Annotated in this window: 19 protein-coding genes and 1 tRNA gene; 7 read left to right on the top strand and 13 right to left on the bottom strand. The window is 63.3% G+C overall.

From position 1 onward, the window contains the following. Positions 1-39: 39 nt before the first annotated feature. Genes OQE56_RS09890 through OQE56_RS09880 form a run of 3 tightly spaced genes read left to right on the top strand, consistent with a single transcriptional unit; the run spans position 40 to position 3,060 of the window. Entirely contained in the window at positions 40-1,557 is a 1,518-nt protein-coding gene (locus OQE56_RS09890) for a Ppx/GppA phosphatase family protein (protein ID WP_267223944.1), read from the top strand. 60 nt (positions 1,558-1,617) lie between these two features. After that, complete coding sequence (locus OQE56_RS09885; protein WP_267223943.1) at positions 1,618-2,325, top strand: peptidylprolyl isomerase; 708 nt, start codon at positions 1,618-1,620, stop codon at positions 2,323-2,325. Positions 2,326-2,331: 6 nt separating this feature from the next. After that, positions 2,332-3,060, top strand: coding sequence for a UDP-2,3-diacylglucosamine diphosphatase (locus OQE56_RS09880; protein ID WP_267223941.1), 729 nt, complete (start codon positions 2,332-2,334; stop codon positions 3,058-3,060). A 108-nt stretch (positions 3,061-3,168) separates the two neighbouring features. Here the strand turns inward: OQE56_RS09880 and OQE56_RS09875 are convergent, their stop codons facing one another. The 7 genes from OQE56_RS09875 to OQE56_RS09845 all read right to left on the bottom strand — a co-directional run bounded on the left by OQE56_RS09875 (position 3,169) and on the right by OQE56_RS09845 (position 10,517). Then, positions 3,169-4,284 (bottom strand): YXWGXW repeat-containing protein, encoded by a 1,116-nt coding sequence (locus OQE56_RS09875; RefSeq protein WP_267223939.1) that lies wholly within the window; start codon positions 4,282-4,284, stop codon positions 3,169-3,171. A gap of 617 nt (positions 4,285-4,901) precedes the next feature. Further along, a tRNA-Ser gene (locus OQE56_RS09870) sits at positions 4,902-4,994 on the bottom strand. 75 nt (positions 4,995-5,069) lie between these two features. Next, positions 5,070-5,276 carry a carbon storage regulator CsrA gene (gene csrA / locus OQE56_RS09865; RefSeq protein WP_267223937.1) on the bottom strand — a complete coding sequence of 69 codons (207 nt, stop codon included), beginning with the start codon at positions 5,274-5,276 and terminating at the stop codon, positions 5,070-5,072. Positions 5,277-5,539: 263 nt separating this feature from the next. Next, positions 5,540-8,176 carry an alanine--tRNA ligase gene (gene alaS, locus OQE56_RS09860; RefSeq protein ID WP_267223935.1) on the bottom strand — a complete coding sequence of 879 codons (2,637 nt, stop codon included), beginning with the start codon at positions 8,174-8,176 and terminating at the stop codon, positions 5,540-5,542. Between the two features lie 83 nt (positions 8,177-8,259). Then, the gene (locus OQE56_RS09855; protein ID WP_267223933.1) at positions 8,260-8,751 is read right to left on the bottom strand and encodes a regulatory protein RecX; all 492 of its coding nucleotides are present in this window, start codon (positions 8,749-8,751) and stop codon (positions 8,260-8,262) included. A gap of 101 nt (positions 8,752-8,852) precedes the next feature. Beyond that, positions 8,853-9,884, bottom strand: a complete 1,032-nt coding sequence (recA, locus tag OQE56_RS09850; protein ID WP_267223931.1) for a recombinase RecA — start codon at positions 9,882-9,884, stop codon at positions 8,853-8,855. Between the two features lie 126 nt (positions 9,885-10,010). Further along, complete coding sequence (locus OQE56_RS09845; RefSeq protein ID WP_267223929.1) at positions 10,011-10,517, bottom strand: CinA family protein; 507 nt, start codon at positions 10,515-10,517, stop codon at positions 10,011-10,013. A gap of 290 nt (positions 10,518-10,807) precedes the next feature. Here OQE56_RS09845 and mutS point away from each other — a divergent pair, with 290 nt between their 5' ends. Continuing rightward, positions 10,808-13,384, top strand: a complete 2,577-nt coding sequence (gene mutS / locus OQE56_RS09840) for a DNA mismatch repair protein MutS (RefSeq protein WP_267223927.1) — start codon at positions 10,808-10,810, stop codon at positions 13,382-13,384. Positions 13,385-13,480: 96 nt separating this feature from the next. Here the strand turns inward: mutS and OQE56_RS09835 are convergent, their stop codons facing one another. After that, entirely contained in the window at positions 13,481-13,732 is a 252-nt protein-coding gene (locus OQE56_RS09835) for a hypothetical protein (RefSeq protein ID WP_267223925.1), read from the bottom strand. Between the two features lie 352 nt (positions 13,733-14,084). Between OQE56_RS09835 and OQE56_RS09830 the strand changes: the two genes are divergently transcribed. Further along, complete coding sequence (locus OQE56_RS09830; protein WP_267223923.1) at positions 14,085-15,527, top strand: catalase; 1,443 nt, start codon at positions 14,085-14,087, stop codon at positions 15,525-15,527. Between the two features lie 87 nt (positions 15,528-15,614). Here OQE56_RS09830 and OQE56_RS09825 read toward each other — a convergent pair whose 3' ends face one another. From OQE56_RS09825 to htpX, 5 genes are all read right to left on the bottom strand, one after another. Next, a complete protein-coding gene (locus OQE56_RS09825; protein ID WP_267223921.1) occupies positions 15,615-16,193 on the bottom strand; it encodes a response regulator in 579 nt (192 codons plus the stop codon). Between the two features lie 104 nt (positions 16,194-16,297). Beyond that, positions 16,298-16,696, bottom strand: a complete 399-nt coding sequence (locus tag OQE56_RS09820) for an RNA-binding S4 domain-containing protein (RefSeq protein ID WP_267224349.1) — start codon at positions 16,694-16,696, stop codon at positions 16,298-16,300. Positions 16,697-16,866: 170 nt separating this feature from the next. Beyond that, positions 16,867-17,769 carry an AEC family transporter gene (locus OQE56_RS09815; RefSeq protein ID WP_267223919.1) on the bottom strand — a complete coding sequence of 301 codons (903 nt, stop codon included), beginning with the start codon at positions 17,767-17,769 and terminating at the stop codon, positions 16,867-16,869. 244 nt (positions 17,770-18,013) lie between these two features. Then, positions 18,014-19,885 (bottom strand): molecular chaperone HtpG, encoded by a 1,872-nt coding sequence (gene htpG / locus OQE56_RS09810; protein WP_267223918.1) that lies wholly within the window; start codon positions 19,883-19,885, stop codon positions 18,014-18,016. A 107-nt stretch (positions 19,886-19,992) separates the two neighbouring features. Then, entirely contained in the window at positions 19,993-20,892 is a 900-nt protein-coding gene (htpX, locus tag OQE56_RS09805; RefSeq protein WP_267223916.1) for a protease HtpX, read from the bottom strand. A gap of 208 nt (positions 20,893-21,100) precedes the next feature. Here htpX and gluQRS point away from each other — a divergent pair, with 208 nt between their 5' ends. Next, entirely contained in the window at positions 21,101-21,961 is an 861-nt protein-coding gene (gene gluQRS / locus OQE56_RS09800) for a tRNA glutamyl-Q(34) synthetase GluQRS (protein ID WP_267223914.1), read from the top strand. A gap of 155 nt (positions 21,962-22,116) precedes the next feature. Next, positions 22,117-22,857 carry an acetoacetyl-CoA reductase gene (gene phbB, locus OQE56_RS09795; RefSeq protein ID WP_267223912.1) on the top strand — a complete coding sequence of 247 codons (741 nt, stop codon included), beginning with the start codon at positions 22,117-22,119 and terminating at the stop codon, positions 22,855-22,857. Positions 22,858-22,927: the final 70 nt, after the last annotated feature.

Genomic DNA, 22,927 nt, shown 5'->3' with positions numbered 1-22,927 from the left:
TGAGAGAATTCGCCCTCAGCAGCCCGGAACGAGCCCCGCATGAGCCAAGGCGATCAGATCCAGATCAAGGACGGCGAACTGATCGCCGCCGTCGATATGGGCTCCAACAGCTACCACATGGTGGTGGCCCGGGTGGAACATGGCGAACCCCGCGTGATCGATCGCCTGCGCGAAACCGTCCGCATGGCCGCCGGTCTTCGCGCCGACGGCACGCTGGATGCCGAACACCGCGCCCGCGCGCTCAACTGCCTGGCCCGCTTTGGTCAGCGCATCGCCGGCGTGCCTTCGATTCGCGTGCGCGCCGTGGCTACCAACACGGTCCGCCGCCTCGCCTCTCCGCAGTCTTTCCTCACGGCAGCCGAAGCAGCGCTTGGGCATCCGGTGGAAATCGTCTCCGGCCGCGAAGAAGGCCGACTGATCTTCCTCGGTGCTTCCCATGACCTGCCCGCCTCGCGTGAAAGCCGGCTGGTGATCGACGTGGGCGGTGGCAGTACGGAGTTCATCATCGGGCGCGGTGTCGCGCCGATGCATACCGAAAGCGTACAGGCCGGATGCATCGCATCCACGCTGCGTTTCTTCCCCGGCGGCAAGCTCAATCGCAAGCGCTGGCAACGCGCCAACAATGAAATCGGCGTGCTGTTGCAGCAGTTTTCCGAGGACTATCGCGAGTCCGGCTGGGTGGAGGCCTATGGTTCGTCCGGCACCGCCAAGTCCATCGGCTCGGTAGTGCAGGCGATGAAGTTCTCCGATGACGGCATCACGCCGGCGTCGCTCGCCTCCCTGCGCGATGCCTTGCTCGAGCAAGGCCAGATCAACACTCTGAAACTGCCGGGACTGGCCGAGGACCGCGCGCCGGTCATCGCCGGTGGCGTGGCGATCTTTGAGGCCGCCTTTGAAGCGCTTGGCATCGAGCGGCTGCGGGTTTGCCAGAGTTCGATGCGCGAAGGCCTGCTGTGGGATCTGCTGGGCCGCGCCGGCGGCACCGATCCGCGCACCGCGAGCATCGACGCGCTGGCTAATCGCTATGGCGTGGACCGCGCCCAGGCCCGCCGCGTGGAGTCCACCGCGCTGATGTTCTTCGACCAGATCGCGCGTGTCTGGAAGCTCGACGGCGAAGCGCGCGAATGGCTGTCGTGGGTGTCGCGAGTGCACGAAATCGGCCTGGCCATCGCGCACAGCCAGCACCACCACCACGGTGCCTACATCCTGCGCCACGCCGATTTGGCTGGCTTCTCGCGCCAGGAGCAGCAGTTGCTGGCCGCCATTGTGGAATCGCATCGCCGCAAGCCCGACAAGGCGACGTTCTCGGCGCTACCGCAGCGCTATCGGTTGCTGGCTCGCTACATCACCGCCCTGCTGCGCCTGGGGGTGCTGTTCCGCCGGGCACGGCGTGCGGAATCCCTCCCGCAAATCCGTCTGGCCGCCACCAGCCAGCGCCTGCGGCTCACCCTGCCCTCGGCGTGGCTGGATCAACACCCACTCAGCGAAGCCGACCTGGAACAGGAGCAAGCCCCGATGAACGAACTGGGCCTGCTGCTGGAAGTCCACCCCTCCTGAGAACCATGCCGCGTCTCTGCCGCGTATGATGTCCTGATGCCACAAGCCGCCCGATCCGCCATGTCCCGACTCCTGCTTGCCACCGCCCTGCTGTTGTCGCCGCTCGCGCTGTTTGCGCAAGCCGCCAAGCCCGCGACGACGCCGGCCGCCACACAACCGCACCCGCAAGTCGTGCTGCACACCTCGCAGGGCGACATCACACTGGAGCTGTACCCGGACAAGGCACCCAAGAGCGTTGCCAACTTCCTGCAGTACGTGCGCGACGGCTTCTACAGCGGCACGGTGTTCCATCGCGCCATTCCGGGCTATTTGGTCCAGGGCGGCCTCTACACACGCGACCTGCAGGCCAAGCGCACCCGTTCGGCCATCGCCAGCGAAGCTGACAACGGTCTGTCCAACTTGCGTGGCACCGTAGCCGTAGCGCGTGGCGCCGACCCCAACTCCGGCACATCGCAGTTCTTCTTCAATCTGGTGGACAACCGCCGGCTCGACTTTGTCGGCAACCAGAGCGGCCTGACCTGGGGCTACGCCGTGTTTGGCAAGGTCGTGAAGGGTATGGATGTGGTGGACAAGATGGCCGCGCTGCCATCACGCGCGCTCGGCCCGTTCGCGGGTGACGTGCCCAATCCACTGGTGACCATCGACAGCGCCAACGTGGTTGGCGAGGAAACGGCGGCAAGCCCGACGTCCAAGCCGGCTGAACCTGCCACAGATAAATCGGCCGCCCCCGCCAAGAATGGCAAGCCCGCCAGCAAGACCAAGGGTTAAGGCACGATGGCCACGCTGTTTATTTCCGACCTGCATCTGGATAACGGTCGCCCGCAAATCACTCACCTGTTCGAACAGTTTCTTGCCAGCGACGAAGCACGCTCCGCCGATGCGTTGTACATCCTCGGCGACCTGGTTGAGGCTTGGATCGGTGACGATGACGACGCTGAACTCCCCACGCGCATCGCCAGCGCCACCAAGGCGCTTCGCGACAGCGGCGTGCCCGTGTATTTCATGGTGGGCAATCGCGACTTCCTGCTAGGCGAAGATTTCGCCAAATGCGCGGGCTTCACGCTGCTCGAAGATGGCACCGTGCATGAACTCTACGGCCGCCCAACCCTGCTGATGCATGGCGACATGCTGTGCACGGACGACATCGCGTACCAGACCATGCGCAAGCAGGTTCGCACGCCCGCGTGGAAGGCACAGATTCTCGCCATGTCGCTGGACGCGCGCCGCGCCTTCGCTGCCAAAGCGCGCGAGGACAGCCGTGCGCATACCGGCAGCGCCATGGAGACCATCATGGACGTCAATGCCGGTGCCGTAGCGGACGCCATGCGCAAGGCAAGCGTCACGCGGCTGATTCACGGCCACACGCACCGCCCCGCCACTCATCATTTCGATCTGGATGGCCAAACGGCCGAACGCATCGTTCTGGGCGACTGGTACGAGCATGGCTCCGTGCTGCGTGTCACACCGGAAGGCGCCGAACTGCGCGGACTTTCCCTGAGCTGACGCAGGAGACCATCCGCTGCGAACAGCGGATGGTCCATGTGGGACAACTCAGTGCGACTGGGGCCCCGGCGAAAACCAGCGCCGGCTGATCGCCCGGTCTCAACGTCTCTAGTGATGCCCGTTGTTGTTGCTGGAACGATTAGGGGCGGGACGCGCAGCGTGGCTTGCCGGCACCGGTGCCGGACGTGGCGCAGCCGCCATGTGATACACGCCTGGATTGTTCATCGGGTGATAGTTGTAGGCCGGATACGTTCGCGGGGTGTTGGCCTGATACGTGCGCTGGTTGTTGGCCGGATAGGTTCGTGAGTTATACGACGGATACGATCGCGCATTGCTCATCGCATGACCGGCACCCGGCGACAGTCCGCCCGCAGCTGGCGGCATGGCGGCATGCGAAGCACCTACGCGCGGCGCGAAATTGGCGGAACGCAGTGCCGTGGTGTTCTGAGGTGCCTGCACCGTTGCAGCGTGGACGCCCGATGTGTTGAACGGCGCAGCGCGAGCGGCCCCGGCGACGGCTGGAGCACCGTGATTGACCGAGGCCCGCATGGCCGGGTCATGACTGGCCGCCGCAACGCGTTGCGTCTGCACGGCTACCGGCGCCACATGAGCCTCGCGGGCAACCGCCGCTTCCTGCCGTGTCGGATCGGCTGTCACGCCACCGCGGCCGCCATTGAAGCTGGTGCGATTGACGACACCATTGTTTGGCACCGGACCGTTGTAAACGTTGGTGACGCGAACGTTATTGATCTGATTGACCGAGCGGTTGTAGTGGAACCCATCATGCTCCCAGCGACCGCCGTAATAGCCGTGGCCCGGATAGCCGTACCCGTAGCAGATGCCGCCATAGAAGCCGACGTGGTGTGCCCAGTAGCCGCCATGAAATACGTAGACGCCGCCAAACCAGCCCCAATAACCCGGCGTCCACAACGCGCCGAAATACGGCGGCAACGCCCAGTAGCCCGGCACCCAGTAATAGTCATCGTCACCCCAGGCCCAATAGCCCGGTATCCAGATGTAATCCGGACCAGGAATCGGCGGCTGCAGATAGAGCGGCAACGGTGGTGGCGGATAGCCCACAGACACGCCGATGCCAACCGATACTTCGGAAGCTGCACGAAACGGCACGGCGGCGCAGGCGATAAGCACCAGTGCAAGCGCAAGAATGCGGATCAACCGATGGTGTTTCCGCAGGACAGGATGCTCAAGTCGAAGCACATCCATGACACGCCCTCCGCGAGGGTTGACGGTAAGCAAGGTAACGCTGGAGCCGTCAAAAGGCGGTACTTCGGGTGTTCCGGTGGTTCTGCGGCGTTCATTCAGTTCTGGGGCTGAATGGGTGCTGCCGTGATGTGTTTTTGATTTGACCGGCTGGTGAAGAGCCGTTCTGGCTCGGAGTTCGTCTACGTCTCTCTTGCGCTGCCAGATACGCAAAAAGCGCCGCGAGGGGCTTCGTCAGGTGAGATTCGGATTCGTGTAGCTCGGGATTGTTCGCCCCATCCATGGGCCTCACCCCTCCGCGCTTTGCGCTACGGGGCAAGCCTGCGGCTGTCCAACAAGTTCCAGACAAATTTGTCGAACCGTCAGGGCTCGTCCACCACCTCTCTCCGCCAGATACGCAAAAAGCCCCGCGAGGGGCTTCGTCAGGTAAGACTCGGTTTCGTGAAGCTCGGGATTGTTCGGCCCATCCATGGGCCTCACCCCTCCGCGCTTTGCGCTACGGGGCCAGCCTGCGGCTGTCCAAAATTGCTCCAGGCAATTTTGTCGAACCAAGAGGGTTCGTCCACAACTCTCTCTCCGCCAGATACGCAAAAAGCCCCGCGAGGGGCTTTTTGCGTATCTGGCGGAGAGAGAGGGATTCGAACCCTCGATAAGGCTTTTGACCCTATACTCCCTTAGCAGGGGAGCCCCTTCGGCCTCTCGGGCATCTCTCCGTTTTTAGTCCGCATTTCTGCGGAGCCGGCAAGGATACTAACCGGCGAGCGTTAGGTAAAGCTTTTATTGCTTGATCAGTGTTCGCCAGTGTCACCGGATGCATTGCTATCCGGTTCGTGCTCGTTCTTGATCCGTTGATAGATCTCTTCGCGATGCACGGCGACGTTTTTGGGCGCATTGATGCCAATACGCACCTGGTTGCCCTTGACGCCCAGAACAGTAACGGTCACCTCGTCACCGATCATCAAGGTTTCACCGACCCTGCGGGTCAGAATCAACATGTTTGCCACTCCATGAATACTTTGGTCATAGGCCAACAGACGGTTATGCCTCACCCCTGAGCTTCACCGTCTGGACAGTTCGACGATCTTACCGCCGAAGGCCCTACCGCCTTCCCCGGTTCACAGAACGAGGCATCCCCTGTAGATGCCCTGGTCGAGCGACACCGTCGCAACCATCGGTGTCGGCAGTGCTTGGATACTAGCCGAGCGTCCGATGGCAGCGCAATGCGTAAACGGCAACGGAGTCTGAGGGTTGACCGGTTTCAGGATGTCAGTCGCTGTCCGACCCAGCTGACCAGACCGTTCAGGATGTTGGGCAGCTCGGCCGTGTCGGTGCCACCGCCTTGGGCCATGTCGGGGCGACCGCCACCCTTGCCGTCGATCTGACCCGCCACGTGGGCTACCACGTCGCCCGCCTTGACCCGGCCCAGAGCCTTGCCGTTGACGCCGGCCACCAGCGACACGCGGCCGTCAGCGGCGCCCGCCAGCAGGATCACGCAGTCGGCCAACTGCTGCTTGAGCTGGTCCATGCTGTCGCGCAGCGCTTTGGCGTCCAGGCCTTCCAGACGCGCAGCCACGACCTTGATGCCATCGACGCTGTGCGCCGACGAGGCCAGGTCGGCCGTAGCCGAACCAGCTGCCTTGGCGCGCAGCGATTCGAGCTCGCGCTCGAGCTTCTTCTGCTTGTCGAACAGCTGACGGAGCTTCTCTACGGCATCGTCACCGTTGGCCGAAAGCAGTTGCGAGAACTCGCCAAGGCGACGCTCTTCATCGGCCACGTAAGCGAGCGCACCGGTACCAGTCACCGCTTCGATACGGCGTACGCCGGAAGCCACGCCCGCTTCGCTCACGATCTTGAACAAGCCGATGTCGCCCGTGCGGCCCACGTGGGTGCCGCCACACAGTTCGGTGGAGAAGTCGCCCATCTTCAGCACGCGCACTTCGTCGCCGTACTTCTCGCCGAACAGCGCCATGGCGCCGAAGGCGATCGCGTCGTCATAACCCATGTGGCGCACTTCGGCGGCGGCGTTGCGACGCACTTCGGCGTTCACCAGCGCCTCGATCTCGCGCAGCTCGTCGGCGCTCATCGGCTTGAAATGCGAAAAATCGAAGCGCAGGCGCTCCGGTGCCACCAGCGAACCCTTCTGCGTGACGTGCTCGCCCAGCACCTTGCGCAGCGCCGCATGCAGCAGATGGGTGGCCGAGTGGTTGAGCACAATCGCCTGCCGGCGCGCGCTGTCCACGGCCGCATCAACGGTGTCGCCTACGCGCAGCGGCTGTGCGCCCTGCCAGCGACCGGCGTGACCGAAGAACACGCCACCCATCTTGAGGGTGTCGCTGACGTCAAAGCGGCCAGCGCCGGACGCGAGCGTGCCGGTATCGCCGACCTGGCCACCCGATTCCGCATAGAACGGCGTGCGGTCGAGGATGACCAGACCTTCCTCGCCTTCGCTCAACTGATCGAGCTGCTTGCCGGCACGAACCATGCCGACGACTTTGCTGCCCTGACTCTGCAGCGCCTCGTAACCAAGGAAGACGGTCGGCTGCAGCTGGCTGGCCAGCTCGGCCGGCATCTGGCCCTTGGCTTCGAACTTGCCGCCCTTGCGGCTGCGATCCTGCTGTTCCTCCATGGCCTGCTCGAAGCCATCCATGTCCACCGTCAGGCCGCGCTCGCGCGCGATGTCGGCAGTCAGGTCGATCGGGAAGCCAAAGGTGTCGTACAAACGGAACGCGTCGGCACCGGGAATGCTGCCAGTGGCGTTGGCCGCCACGGCGTCGAACAGGCGCATGCCATTTTCCAGCGTCTCGCCGAAGCGGCGCTCTTCGGTGCGCAAGGCGTCTTCCACGAACGACTGCTTCTGGGCCAGCTCCGGATAGGCCTCGCCCATCTCTTCCACCAGCGGTTTGACCATCTTCCAGAAGAAATCGCCGCGCACGCCGAGCATCCAGCCGTGACGTAGCGCGCGGCGGATGATGCGGCGGAGCACGTAGCCGCGGCCTTCGTTGGACGGCAGCACGCCGTCGACGATGAGGAAGGAGCACGCGCGAATGTGGTCGGCGATCACGCGCAGGGACTTGTTCGCGAGATCCTGGGTGCCGGTCAGTTCGGCAGCCACCTTGATCAGGTGCTGGAACAGGTCGATTTCGTAGTTGGAGTGCACGTGCTGCAGCACGGCGGCCAGGCGCTCCAGGCCCATGCCGGTATCGACGCAGGGTGCCGGCAGCGGCGACAGCGTACCGTCAGGCGCGCGATCGAACTGCATGAACACGAGGTTCCAGATTTCGATATAGCGATCGCCGTCTTCATCGGGCGATCCCGGCGGGCCACCAGCGATCTCCGCACCGTGGTCGAAGAAGATCTCCGTGCACGGACCGCACGGGCCGGTGTCGGCCATCTGCCAGAAATTGTCGGAAGCGTACGGCGCGCCCTTGTTGTCGCCGATGCGAACGATGCGCTCGGCCGGCACGCCCACTTCCTTGTTCCAGATGTCGAAAGCCTCGTCATCGGTGTGATAGACGGTGACCCAGAGTTTGTCCTTGGGCAGCTTGAAGACGCCAGTCAGCAGCTCCCAGGCGAAGGCAATGGCATCGCGCTTGAAGTAGTCGCCGAACGACCAGTTGCCGAGCATCTCGAAAAAGGTGTGGTGGCGCGCGGTGTAGCCCACCGAATCCAGATCGTTGTGCTTGCCGCCGGCACGCAGGCAGCGCTGCACGTCGGCTGCGCGCACGTACGGCAGCTTCTCGCTGCCCAGGAATACGTTCTTGAACTGCACCATGCCCGAGTTGGTGAACAGCAACGTGGGATCGCTGGCCGGCACCAGGGAGCTGGACGGCACGATGGTGTGCCCTTTCGAACGGAAATACTCGAGGAAAGTCGAACGGATTTCGGCGGTTTTCATGCGGTTGGGGACGACCTGGCAGGAGGAGTCACGTCCGGGGATTGGCGCCTGAGCGACACCCACCCGCCCCAACAGCGGGGAGGTCAGGCATCGTCGTCGGCTGCGTCGTCCACGTCGGCGTGGGTAACACTCCGTACTGTGGCGGCGGGAAAGCCCCGACGCAAGAGAAATTGCGCCCTGCGGGCCTTTTCGTCGCGATCCGGCGGCGATCCGGCGCCAAAACGCCGCCGCAACTGGGCGGCAGCACTGGCTTCCCAGTCCACCTCGGCTTCGTCCAGCACGGCACGGATCCTGGCGTCGGACAGGCCATGGCTCTTCAGTTCGGCACGCACGCGCATGGGGCCGTAGCCCTGCGAGACCCGGCTGCGCACGAGCATCTCGGCGAAGCGGTCGTCGTCCTGGTAGTGCTGTTCGCCAAGGCGATCGAGCGCCTCGCCGGCCTCGCCGCCTTCGTAACCCTTCTGGCGCAGTTTGAGCTTCAGCTCCCGGCGCGAATGTTCGCGACGCGCAAGCATGCCCAGCGCCTTGCTGTAGGCGCTGGGTTTATCCGTCTTGTCGTCGCGGTCTCGCGCCATGTGTCTAGCCTGCCCTCGGGCGGGCCTTCAGGTTCGTGGCGGAACTTGCCTGGGCGGCGAGGCTTTCCGCCTACCCCGCCCAAGGACCGCCGGCACGTCGATCAGGCCTCTTCGGTTTCCACGGCCGGCAGCGGCGAGTTGCCATTGCTCACCAGCAGGCGGGAACGCAGCTCGGCGTCGATCTCGTTGGCGATGGCCGGGTTGTCACGCAGGAACTGGCGAACGTTTTCCTTGCCCTGACCGATGCGGTCGCCCTTGTAGCTGTACCAGGCACCGGACTTGTCGATCAGGTTCTGCGCCACGCCCAGTTCGATGATTTCGCCTTCGCGCGAGGTGCCTTCGCCGTAGAGGATCTCGAACTCGGCCTGACGGAACGGCGGCGCCACCTTGTTCTTGACCACCTTAACGCGAGTCTCCGAACCGATGACTTCCTCGCCCTTCTTCACCGCACCGATACGGCGGATGTCCAGACGCACCGAGGCGTAGAACTTCAGCGCGTTACCGCCAGTGGTGGTTTCGGGGCTGCCGAACATCACGCCGATCTTCATGCGGATCTGGTTGATGAAGACCACCAGGCAGTTCGACTTCTTGATGTTGGCGGTGAGCTTGCGCAGCGCCTGGCTCATCAGGCGGGCGTGCAGACCCACGTGGGAGTCGCCCATTTCGCCTTCGATTTCAGCCTTGGGCGTAAGTGCGGCAACCGAGTCGACCACGACCACGTCCACCGCGCCGGAACGCACCAGCATGTCGGCGATTTCCAGCGCCTGCTCGCCCGTGTCGGGCTGGGAAACCAGCAGGTCATCCACGTTCACGCCCAACTTGGCGGCGTAGGTGGGGTCCAGCGCATGTTCGGCGTCGACGAAGGCCGCCGTGCCGCCGTTCTTCTGGCAGTTGGCGATGACCTGCAAGGTCAGCGTGGTCTTGCCCGAGGATTCCGGACCGTAGATCTCGACCACACGGCCACGCGGCAAGCCACCAACGCCCAGGGCGATGTCCAGGCCCAGCGAGCCGGTGGATACGGTTTCGATGGCGTCGTCGGTGCGGTCGCCCAGGCGCATGACCGCGCCCTTGCCGAATTGCTTTTCGATCTGGCCGAGCGCGGAAGTGAGCGCTTTGCGCTTGTTGTCATCCATCGTCTTGAATCCTGGGGGGTGGCAGTGAATGTAGAAGCATGATGCCCGCGACGGGTCTCACGGACTGCGATCTCAGAACGGGAAGTATCACATACCGGTCAATCCGGTTTTTGCGGTCGGCGCCTGTCAGTCCGTCAGCGTCTTCAGCACGCCATTGAGCGCCGCCGCCACGGTCTGCCGGCGCACCGCCTCGCGGTCGCCGTCGAAGTGGAAGAGCTGGGCATAAGCATAGCCGCCACGGCGTTTCCAGCTGATCCAGACGGTTCCCACGGGCTTCTCCGGCGTGCCGCCACTGGGCCCGGCGATACCGGTGACGGCCACCGCCACACCTGCGCCGAAACGGGACAAGGCGCCCGACACCATTTCCAGCGCGGTTTCCTCGCTGACTGCGCCGGTGCGCTCGAGCGTGCGGGGGTTGACCCCCAGCAAGGACTCCTTGGCGCCGTAGCTGTAAGTCACCACGCCGGCATCGAACCAGGCGGAGCTGCCCGGCAAATCCGTCAGCGTCTTGGCAATCCAGCCGCCCGAGCAGGACTCGGCGGTCACCACCATCAGAGCCTTCTGCTGAACCAACGTGGCGACCTGCACAGCCAGCGCCTTCAGCTCGGCATCGGTGGGAACGGACAACACCATGGGCGACTCCTGCATACCGGCAGCTGAGCTAGCGAAGTTAGTCGTTCTACCCGCTTGAGATGATGACGCCAAGCCCTGAGCCATGACACAGCCTCTCCATCGGCATGGCACCTGACCTCGCGCGCAGCGCGCCCCGGGGCATCGTCGCGAGGCGGGCAAGCAGCTAAAGTGGCGCCTTTGGTGACGCGCCTGGCCAACGGCTGGCGACCATGTCAGCCCGAGTCTTCCCGTACTCACCGGCGCCCCCGTCACCCGGCTCATTCAAACCTTAATAAAACAGCCCGCCCTACATGTCCGAAAACCATAAAGACCACTCGCCCGTCATGCGTCAGTACCTGACGGCCAAGGCCGAGCACCCGGATGTGCTGTTGTTCTTCCGGATGGGTGATTTCTACGAGCTGTTTTATGACGACGCGCGCAAGGCCGCGCGCTTGCTGGACATCACGCTGACCCAGCGTGGCCAGTCGGCAGGCCAACCCATCCCGATGGCTGGCGTGCCCTACCACGCGGTCGAAAACTATCTTGCGCGACTGGTGCGTCTGGGCGAGTCGGTAGCGATCTGCGAGCAGATCGGCGACCCGGCCACCTCCAAGGGCCCGGTGGAACGCAAAGTGGTGCGCATCGTCACGCCAGGCACGGTCACCGACGCCGCGCTGCTGGAAGAGCGCCGCGACAACCTGCTGATGGCCATTGCTGCTGGCGCGCACGGCGCTTATGGCCTCGCCTGGGTGGATCTGGCTAGCGGCCGCTTCCTCCTGAGCGAAGTGCCAAGTGCCGAAGCGCTGGCCTCGGAGCTGGCACGCCTGCAGCCCGCCGAAACGCTGGTAGGCGAAGACGTGGCATGGCCGAAGTTTGTGAGCGGCCTGCCCGGCCTGCGCAAGCGGCCACCGTGGCATTTCGACGGTGATGCCGCGCGTCGCGAACTCAATCGTTTCTTTGGCACGCGCGATCTTGGCGGCTTCGGCGTGGACAAGCTGCCACTCGCCATCGCCGCCGCGGGCTGCCTGCTGGGCTATGTGGAAGAAACGCAGAAGAGCGCGCTTCCCCACCTCTCCGGCATGGCGGTGGAAAGTGCTGGCGACACGATTGCACTGGATGCCGCCACGCGCCGCAATCTGGAGCTGGACACGCATCCCAGCGGCCGTACCGAGCACACCTTGCTCGGCGTACTCGATGAATCCGTGACGCCCATGGGCGCGCGCCTGCTGCGGCGCTGGCTCAATCGCCCGCTGCGCTCGCGCGATCTGCTGCGCAGCCGCCATCAGGCGATCGGCACGCTGATCGACAACCGCCGATACGACGCGCTGCGCGAACAGCTGCGGGGCATCGGCGATCACGAACGCATCCTTGCCCGTGTCGCACTGCGCTCCGCGCGTCCGCGCGATCTCTCCACCTTGCGCGATGGTCTCGCCGCAGCCCCATCGCTGCGCGCGCTGATTGCTCCGCTCGACAGCCCGCTCTTGCATCACCTGGTGGAACGCATCGGCGATCACGCCGGCACCGCTGACCTGCTCGCCCAGGCAGTCGTGCCGCAACCGCCGGTACTGCAACGCGATGGCGGCGTTATTGCCGACGGTTACGACGCCGAGCTCGATGAACTACGCCGTCTCGCCACCCATGCCGACCAATACCTGGTCGAGCTGGAAGAGCGCGAGAAGGCGGCGAGCGGTATCCCCACGCTCAAGGTCGGCTACAACCGCGTGCATGGTTATTACATCGAAATCAGCAAGGGTCAGGCCGACAAGGCGCCCACGCATTACACGCGCCGCCAGACCACCAAGAATGCCGAGCGCTACATCACCGAAGAACTGAAGAACTTCGAGGACAAGGTACTTTCGGCCAAGGAACGCTCGCTGATGCGCGAGCGCGCGTTGTACGAAGCCTTGCTCGACACCCTGACCGCTCAGCTCGAACCGCTCAAGAACGCCGCTTCGGCCATGGCTGAGCTCGACGTGGTGGCCACGCTTGCCGAACGTGCCTCCGCGCTGGACTGGAGCGCACCGGAACTCACCGAAGAACCGGGCATCGCCATCGAACGCGGCCGCCACCCTGTCGTGGAAAAAGTGCGTGACGAGCCGTTCGAACCGAACGACCTTGCGCTGGACGACAACCGCCGCATGCTGGTCATCACCGGTCCGAACATGGGCGGTAAGTCGACCTATATGCGGCAGAACGCGTTGATCGTGCTGCTTGCGCATATCGGTAGCTACGTGCCGGCATCGCGGGCGGTGATCGGCCCCATCGATCGCATCTTCACGCGTATCGGTGCGGGCGATGATCTGTCGCGCGGCCAGTCCACCTTCATGGTGGAAATGAGCGAAACGGCGAACATCCTCCACAACGCCACCGAGCACAGCCTGGTGCTGATGGACGAAGTCGGCCGCGGCACCAGTACGTACGATGGTCTTGCGCTTGCGCGTGCAGCCGCGGTGCATCTGGCAGCCAGCAGTCGCTCGTACACGTTGTTCGCCACGCACTACTTCGAACTCACCGAACTCGCCAACGAATTCCCGACGATCGCCAATGTGCATCTGGACGCCGTCGAGTACGGCGAGCAGCTGGTCTTCATGCACGCGGTGAAGGAAGGTCCGGCCAACCGCAGTTTTGGTCTGCAGGTGGCGGCCCTGGCGGGTTTGCCGAAAACGGTGATTGCCGACGCCAGGCGCACCCTCGCAGAACTGGAGCGTGGCATGTACCAGCAGGCCTCGTCGGCCGGTAGCAACGCGCCTGCGCAGGAATCGCCCCAGCTCGGCCTGTTCGCTGCACCGCCGTCGGTGGTGGAGCGTGCCCTTGAAAGCATCGATCCCGATGCCATGACGCCACGCGAAGCCCTGGACGCGCTTTATCGGCTCAAGTCGCTGGCGTAATCGTCACCGCGCCAAACGAAACGCGCGCCCAAAGCGGCGCGCGTTTCGTCTCTCGCCACGTGCAGGCAACGCTTCGCAAAGGAGCGGACTGCCTCGTCAGTGCGGAAACTCCGATTTCCTCGCGTGACCTATCGCTTCCAGCACCGGGCTGGCGAGCCGGTCGAGGTTGAGAATGACCTTGCCCGAGTGCACGGCGCGTACCGCGCTGGCTGGTATCTCGAAATCGCCACCGTTCTCGATGTAGATCACATAGGCATCGCCGCCGGAAAGGACACGGCGCACTGAGCCGATGCCGTCCTCGCCGTCGACCACGAACACCATATCGCCTTCTTCGATGGTTTCGGCCACAACGGCATCTCCTTTCACACGATTGGGTATCCATCGTCAGTCACCCCTGGTCGTATAGTTGTGAAGGTCCATCAAGAACGGGACCGAGCGTTCGGGCAACGATGCCGCGACGCGAATCCAGCGGCCCGGAACGCCTGAAAAGTGCAAGACGCGCGGATGTTGCCGCGACGGTCATGCCGTCACGCAACCATCACCTCCACTGGAGACATGCTCGTTGTTCAATGGCGCGACAGGCATCGCCTTTCATAGATCGTGGCTATCAATCGCATTTAAATAATCAAATTCCATAAATGGATTTGCTTGCCTACATTGCAGGGCACGCCAGCCATTCTTCGTCAGCAAGGAACTCGACATGAGCGCACATCGCAGAACCCTCACCACCTCGTCCGGCGCGCCCGTTCCCGACAACCAGAACAGCCTCACCGCCGGGCCGCGCGGCCCGTTGCTGGTGCAGGATCATCAACTGTTCGAAAAGCACGCTCACTTTAATCGCGAGCGCATCCCCGAGCGCGTCGTGCATGCCGTGGGATCAGCCGCCCATGGCACGCTGACCATCACCCACGACATCACCAAGTACACGCGCGCCAAAGTGTTCAAACCGGGCAGCAAGACGCCGCTGTTTCTGCGCTTCTCCACCGTGGCCGGTGAACGTGGTGCCGCCGATGCCGAGCGCGATGTGCGCGGCTTCGCCATCAAGTTCTATACCGAGGAAGGCAACTGGGATCTGGTGGGCAACAACACGCCCGTGTTCTTTGTGCGCGACCCGTACAAGTTTCCGGACTTCATCCATACGCAGAAGCGCGACCCGCGCAGCAATCTGCGCAACGCGACGGCGATGTGGGACTTCTGGTCACTGTCACCGGAGTCGCTGCATCAGGTGACGATTTTGATGAGCGATCGCGGCCTGCCCGCCACCCTGCGCCACATGCATGGTTTTGGCAGCCACACCTACAGCTTCTGGAACGAGAAGGGCGAGCGTTACTGGGTGAAGTTCCACTTCAAGACTCAGCAAGGCATCAAGAACTGGACCAACGAAGACGCGTCGAAGGTCATCGGCAACGATCGCGAATCGCATCAGCGCGACCTGTACGAGGCCATCGAGCGCAAAGACTTCCCGAAGTGGACCATGTTCGTGCAGATCATGCCGGAGAAGGATGCGGAGAAGACCTCATACAACCCGTTCGACCTCACCAAGATCTGGCCGCACAAGGACTATCCACTGATCGAAGTGGGCGTGCTGGAGCTCAACAAGAATCCTGAAAACTACTTTGCCGAAGTCGAGCAATCGAGCTTCTCGCCTGCCAATGTGGTGCCGGGCATCAGCCACAGCCCGGACAAGATGCTGCAGTTCCGCATCTTCTCCTATGCCGATGCGGCACGTTATCGCCTGGGCACCAATCACGAGTCGCTGGAGGTGAATCGTCCGCGTTGCCCGGTGCACAACTACTACCGTGACGGCGAAATGCGCTTCGATGGCAATGGTGGCGGCAGCGTCAACTACGAGCCCAATTCGTTCAACGGCCCGGTCGAAGACAAATCCGTGAAGGAGCCGCCGCTGAAGATCTCCGGCGACGCCGACCGCTACGATCATCGCGAAGGCAACGACGACTACACGCAAGCCGGCGATCTGTTCCGCCTGATGAATTCGGATCAGCAGAAGCAGCTGTTTGGCAATATTGCTGCGGCCATGCAGGGTGTGCCGGAAGAGATCATCCGCCGCCAGCTGGCTCATTTCAGCAAGGCCGATCCGGCTTATGGCGCGGGAGTCGCCAACGCGCTGGGACTCAAGCTCTGAGCGGATAGCCGTCAGGCGATGCCGTATAACAAAAAGGGTGGCCATCCCATCGGGATGCCACCCTTTTTCCTGTGCTATGCCGTTTGCTCAGGCAGCCAGTTCTGGCATGTTGTGAGCGGGCGGAACTTCGCCCGTGGCGTTGGCCAGCAAGGCGGGAATCTCTTCCACCGGCGCCGACAGCGGAATCACCACGCCCGCCTGACGCGCAGGCAACCGCCCCAGGCGGACCAGCCCGTCGATGCTGCGAGCCACATCGGCCTGACCGAACGGCTTGCTGATGAAGTCATCGGCACCGAAGCGCTGCACGTAGAACTGTTCGGTGGCCTGCTGATTGCCGCTGATCATCACGATTGGGATATGGCGCGTCAGCGGGTCATGCCGCAGCGTGCGCAGTACCGAGAAACCATTGATACCCGGCAGCACGATGTCGAGGAAAATCAGCGAAGGCGGCTCGACATGTACGAGTTCAAGCGCGCTTTCGCCGTCGGCAGCTCGAGTGACCTGGTAGCCATCGACCTCCAGCATGCGCCCCAGCACGGCACGAATGGTGGCCGAGTCGTCCACCACCATGACGCGCGCGCCCTGGGTGGTTTTGGACCAGGCGTCCGGCTGCGCCGCCTGCGTTGCAGCCCCAAGCCAACGCTTCAGGAATGCCAAACCCGTCATTGTCGTTCCTCCAGCATCGTATCGATGGGAGACCGCGCCCTTGCGCAGCCTTTCCACAATGCTGATGCTCCCGCAGAATCGCGCCGCTTTCTGCGATGGGTGACTCACATGGAGTCTTTAAGCCGTCGCAATTCTCGACGTGCCTGCTTGTCTGGACGACCTGGCGGGGCCATCGCCCCCACCAGCTTGCGCTGGGCCTTCGCCGCTTCGCGCGCCGCCACACTGGCTTCGCTTTCGCGGTAAAGCGCCTGCGCGGCCGGTGCCGGGCCGCGCTTTTCGGACAGAGCCAGCACCTCGACCTCCAGCCGCTCCTCGCCCCGGCCGATGCGCAATACATCGCCCACATGCACCGCTTTGGCCGGTTTGCAGGTGCCGTCGTTGAGATCGATCTTGCCGCCGTCGATCGCCTGTTTGGCGAGGCTGCGAGTCTTGAAGAAGCGTGCAGCCCAGAGCCACACATCGGCGCGTACAGCGTCCGTTTGAGGAGATGACGTCGAAGACATGCCCCTATTGTCGCTCAGACCCCCACCATCCTGCTGCTGATCCGCAAGCACTTGCGCCCGCCAAGTAGGGCTACGCAAGGTAGCCACCATGCTTTCGAAGGCCTGCTCACCTGGCGACTACGGCAACGAACGGCCTGAGCGCAGGCCACGAACAACGACGCCTCCTTAGCTCAGCCACCCAACCACAGATTGCCCAGTGGCACCGTGAGCAGCGACAGCACAATGCCAGCGCCCAGCGTCGTGTTGGCCAGCGTGGGTTCGAGCTTGTACTCGTCGGCCAGAATGGCAGCCGAGATCATGGGCGCCATCGCGGCCTGCAGCACGCCTACCGTAAGCGTCAGGCCACCGACATGCGCGACGCTGCCCAGCTCCCATGCCGCCAGCGGCGCCAGCACCATCTTCCAGCCCAGCCCAAGCGACATCGCAGAGAGCTGCCTGGGGCCGAGGTGAAACTTGAATTGCAGACCCACCGAGAACAATGCCAGTGGCGTCAACGTCGCGCCGATGGGCGTGAACACGTCGTCCAGCATGGCGGGCCAGCCTCCAAGCGCTCCCACGACCGCGGCAAGCACCAACGAAAGAAACGCAGGAAAGGTCAGGATGCGCCGCGCAATCAGCCGCGGTTGCGGCGTCTTGCCCGCATAAAGCGACGCCACCGCCACACCTGCTGACGCCAACAGAGGAAAGCATCCCAACTGATCAGCTACCACCGCCAACGCCAGCCCTTCCTTGCCATGCAGGGCCTGCATCATGGGGTACCCCATGAACGAGGTATTGCCCAGGCCGCACACCAGCGTGAGCGCGCCGATACGTTCGCGCGACCAGCCCAGCCCTTTGCCTACGAGCGCGAACAGCAGCCATGCGCCGAAGAACACCACCCACATCGCAACCACGGGAAACCAGAGCTGCGCATCCACCTTGATCCGTGGCACCAGCTCCAGCACCAGCGCCGGCAGCGCCACGTTGATCACCCACCAGTTGATGCTATGGACGATGCCGGACGGCGGCTTGGCAAAGCGCGCAACCAGGACGCCAAGCAGAAGGCAGATGAAAAGCAGCAACAACGCGCTCATGGGCATTCCGGACAACGAAACGGCCGCAGTATAGCGGCCGTTTCGTGGATGCCCGGAGTGAGTCACAGCCTTCTGCCTGTCATTCCGGCGCAGGCCGGAATCCAGTGGCGAGTGCGGCAGGCTATCGCGGCTGGCTATGGCGCCCTTCGATTGCCTGAGTCCACGCCTCGCGATAACCGATGACTGACGTCACTGGATTCCGGCCTGCGCCGGAATGACGGACTTAAAGGCTACGGAGTCCCTCTCACCCCACGATAAGGCGATTCAAACGCTGCACGAACGCCGCCGGGTCCGGCAGCTGCGCACCCGCTGCGATCTCCGCCTGATCCAGCAACAGATTGGCGAGATCCGCCGCCTTGCCGGCATCCGCCTCCGCGTCCAGGCGCTTCAGCAAAGGATGCTGCGGATTGATCTCCAGCGTGGGCTTGGCCTGCGGCATGTCGTGGCCGGCTTCACGCAACAGCCGCGCCAGATGCGGCGCCATCTCGAAGTCCGAAAGCGCGAGGCAGGACGGCGAATCAGTCAGTCGGGCCGACACGCGCACATCGCCCACGCGATCGCCCAGCAGCTCCTTGAGCTTGCTGACCAACGGCGCGGCAGCCTTGCTGGCTTCCTCTTGCTGCTTTTTGTCAGCCTCATCGAGCGGCAGCTCGCCCTTGGCGACGTTGCGCAGCTTCTTGCCCGCATATTCCGTGAGGCTGTTGAGCATCCATTCGTCGATGCGATCGAACATCAGCAGCACTTCGATGCCCTTGGCCTTGAACGCCTCCAACTGCGGGCTGCCGATGGCCGCCGCGTAGCCGTCGGCCGTGATGTACCAAAGGGTGTCCTGCCCCACCGGCATGCGTGCGATGTAATCGTCCAGCGACACCGTTTGCGCGGCACCCTCGCCCTTGGTCGAGGCAAAACGCAACAGCTTGGCAATGCGCTCGCGGTTGGCGGCGTCTTCTGCAATGCCTTCTTTCAGCGTGTTGCCGAAGGACTTGTAGAACGTCGCAAACTTCTCCGGCTCTTCGCGCGCCAGCTTCTCCAGCAGATCGAGCACGCGCTTGATGCATGCCGCGCGAATGCGCTCCAGCTGGCGATTGTGCTGAAGAATCTCGCGGCTCACATTGAGCGGCAGATCGTCCGAATCGACCACGCCTCGCACGAAGCGCAGATAGTTCGGCAGCAATTCCTCTGCCGCGTCCATGATGAAAACGCGCTTGATGTAGAGCTTCAGCCCTTTTCGCTCATCACGGCCGCCCATCATCAGGTCGAACGGCGGTTGCTCGGGGATGTACAACAGCGTGGTAAAGCTCTGGCTGCCTTCCACACGGTTATGCGTCCAGGCCAGCGGATCGTTGAAGTCGTGGCCCAACGATTTGTAGAAGCTCTGGTAGTCCTCATCGGAAATTTCGTTGCGCGGCTTGGCCCACAGCGCCGACGCATCGTTGACGGTTTCCCACTCGCCGGTGGGCTTGCCGTCATCTTCCTTTGGCATGCGGATCGGAAATGCCACGTGATCCGAATACTTGCGAATCAGGGCGCGCAATTCCCAGCCTTTGAGGAACTCATTCTCATCGGCCTTCAGGTGCAGGATCACCGCCGTACCACGCTCGGGAAGGTCGACCGCCGCGAGGCTGTATTCGCCCTTGCCATCGCTCTCCCACTTCACGCCCTCGCTGACAGCCAGATCGGCACGACGGCTGAGCACGGTGACGCGGTCGGCCACCACAAAAGCGGAATAGAAGCCCACGCCAAACTGGCCGATCAGTCGCGCATCGGTTTTCTGCTCGGCGCTCATGGCTTCAAGAAAACGACGCGTGCCCGAGCTGGCAATCGTGCCGATATTGGCGACCACTTCATCGCGGCTCATGCCGATGCCGTTGTCGCGCACGGTGATCGTGCGCGCCTGCTCGTCAAAACTCACGTCGATGCGCAGCGCGCCTTCGCCCGCCAACAGTTCGGGCTTGGCCAGCGATTCAAAACGCAGCTTGTCGCAGGCGTCTGAAGCGTTGGAAATGAGCTCGCGCAGGAAGATCTCCTTGTGCGAGTACAGCGAATGCGTGACCAGGTGCAGCACCTGGGCCACTTCGGCTTCGAATTTGCGGGTTTCGGGCGCAGCGTTCGTCATGCGGAAAGACTCTTGCAGGGATCAGGCGGACGGGATGGGATGCAGACAAAGGGGCCGACAAGTCGGCCCCTCATGCTGCACGCTCCCATGATGAGAGCGGGTGAAAATCAGGCGTGGGCCGAGGCGTTCTGCAGCGCGGCGATGCGCTCTTCCAGCGGCGGGTGGCTCATGAACAGGCGCTTGAAGCCCGTAGCCAGGTGACCGGAGATGCCGAACGCCGCGATGGTCTGGGGCAGCGTGCTTTCGCCGTGCTGCACCTGCAGGCGTTGCAGGGCGGAGATCATCGCGCCGCGGCCCGCCAGCTTGGCGCCGGCCGCATCGGCACGGAACTCGCGCCAGCGCGAGAAGGCCATGACGATCATCGAGGCGAACAGGCCAAACACCAGCTGCAGCACCATCACGGTGACGAAGTAGCCGATGCCGCCACCATCGCGGCTGTCGCGGCCGCCGGAAAGCCAGCTGTCGACCAGACGGCCCACGACGCGTGCGGCCACGATCACCAGCGTGTTGACGACACCCTGGATCAGCGTCAGCGTCACCATGTCGCCATTGGCGACGTGGCCAATCTCATGGCCCAGCACCGCCGACACCTGCTCGCGGTCCATCTGCTGCAGCAAGCCGGTGCTGACGGCCACCAGCGAGCTGTTCTTGGTCATGCCGGTGGCAAACGCGTTCATTTCCGGCGCGTCGTAGATCGCCACTTCGGGCATGCCGATGCCAGCGTTCTGCGCGTGATGGCGCACGGTATCCATCAGCCAGCGCTCAGCCTCGTTCTGCGGCTGGTCGATCACCCGCGCGCCGGTGGACATCTTGGCCATCCACTTGGACATGGCCAGCGAAATGAAGGCGCCCCCCATGCCGAACACGGCGGCATAGATGAGCAGGCCCTGCATGCCGCCATAACCACGGGCGGCCGCCCACTGATCGACGCCAAACAGATGGCAAACGATGCTCAGCAGGAACAGGACGGCAATATTGGTAAGCAGGAACAATGCGATGCGACGCATGGCTGTCTCTCGGGCAGTCATGAAAAGGGAAGTGTGGCCTGAGCCACCGTGAAAGAATCGTGGCGAAATCTTGCGCTTTCAAGGGCTGATGATAGGGAATTCCTGCCAGGACCATACAGGCTTCACCATCACGTCAGGCGAACGCGCCCCGCCGGTCCCGCAGTGGGTGCGCTCCTACAAGAGCATGGCTGGCCCTTAAAATGGGCGAATGAATTATCGCGGACGCTTCGCCCCTTCTCCGACCGGCCATCTGCATTTCGGTTCGCTGGTGGCCGCTGTCGGCAGCTGGTTGTGCGCTCGCCACGCGGGCGGGCAATGGCTGCTGCGGGTGGAGGACATGGATCCGCCGCGCGAAATGCCCGGGTCGGCCGAGAGCATCCTTGCGGCCCTGCCCGCCTTCGGCCTGGTTGCTGATGCGCCTGCGTTGTTTCAGTCGACCCGCATCGGAGCCTACGACGCGGCTTTCGAGCAACTGAAAGCAGCCGGCCAGGTGTTCCCTTGCTGGTGCAGCCGCAATGACCTGGCGGGAGGCTTGCACCTCGACGGTCATTGCCTGGCGAAGCCCGACGAGGGCCGGACCCCCGCTTGGCGTATACGCGTACCGGATATCGAGATCCGCTTCGACGACGTCCTGCAGGGGCCTCAGGTGGCGAACCTGCGGACGACGGCCGGCGATTTCGTGATCCGCCGCGTTGAGGGCTATTACGCCTACCAGCTGGCCTGTGTGGTGGACGATGCCTTCCAGGGCATCACCGACGTGGTGCGCGGCAACGACCTGCTCGACTCGACGCCCCGGCAGATTTACCTGCAACGCTGTCTTGGCCTGTCCACCCCGCGTTATCTGCATCTGCCGCTGGCGCTGGATGGCGACGGCCGCAAGCTCTCCAAATCGGAGCGAGCCCATCCCGTGGACCCGACCGACCCGATGCCGGCGTTGCGTCGCGCCCTCGCCTTTCTCGACCTGCCACCGGTGCCGGGCGCGCAAAATCCTTCAGCGCTGCTGGCGCACGCGCTGGCCCATTTCGACCCTGCTCGTTTGCCGCATTGCAGCGAACGCGCCGCAGCGTAAAACGCTATATAAAGAGCTTCGTTTCGCATGAGCTGCACAACGCAGCGAAACGACGTATGCCCGTCGACGTTTTGCCATATTCGGCATGCTAGACATGGCATCGCCCCGGCATCACGATGAGTCGGTCAGGTATCAGCATCTCTCGGAGAACAGGCATGACGCAGCGCACGGCATTGGTCACTGGCGGCACCGGCGGTATCGGCACGGCCATCATTCGCTACCTCGCCCGCCAGGGACATCGGGTAGCCACCAACTACCGCGACCAGGCGAAAGCCGAAGCGATCAAGGAAATGATGGCGAAGGAAGGCATCGAAGTGATGCTGGTGCCGGGCGATGTGAAGGACCCGGATTCCTGCGAAGCCATGGCGCGCATCATTGAAGCGGCCATGGGCCCGGTGGAGATCCTGGTGAACAACGCCGGCATCACCCGCGACACCACCTTTCACAAGATGACCTATCCCCAGTGGATGGAAGTGGTGAATACCAACCTCAACGCCTGCTTCAACGTCACCCGCCCGGTGATCGAGGGCATGCGCGCCCGCAAGTGGGGCCGCATCGTGCAGATCAGCTCGATCAATGGCCAGAAAGGCCAGTACGGCCAGGCCAACTACGCCGCAGCGAAGGCTGGCATGCACGGCTTCACCATTTCGCTGGCGCAGGAGAATGCCAAGTTCGGCATCACGGTCAATACCGTCTCGCCGGGCTACGTGGGCACCGATATGGTGATGGCGGTGCCGGAAGACGTGCGCGAAAAAATCATTGCGCAGATCCCGGTGGGCCGCCTTGGCAAACCCGAGGAAATCGCCCATGCAGTGGCCTTCCTCACGGGTGAAGAGGCTGCCTGGATTACCGGCGCCAACCTCTCCATCAATGGTGGGCATTACATGGGTTGGTGATAGAGCCAGGAGTGAGTTGAGAGGAGTGAGAAAAGAGAGAGAGAGCCCGCTTTCTCTCACTTCTCACTCT

This window comes from Dyella silvae (genome assembly GCF_026421305.1).
Classification (GTDB): Bacteria; Pseudomonadota; Gammaproteobacteria; order Xanthomonadales; family Rhodanobacteraceae; genus Dyella; species Dyella silvae.
This window is presented reverse-complemented; position numbering and strand designations above follow the sequence as displayed.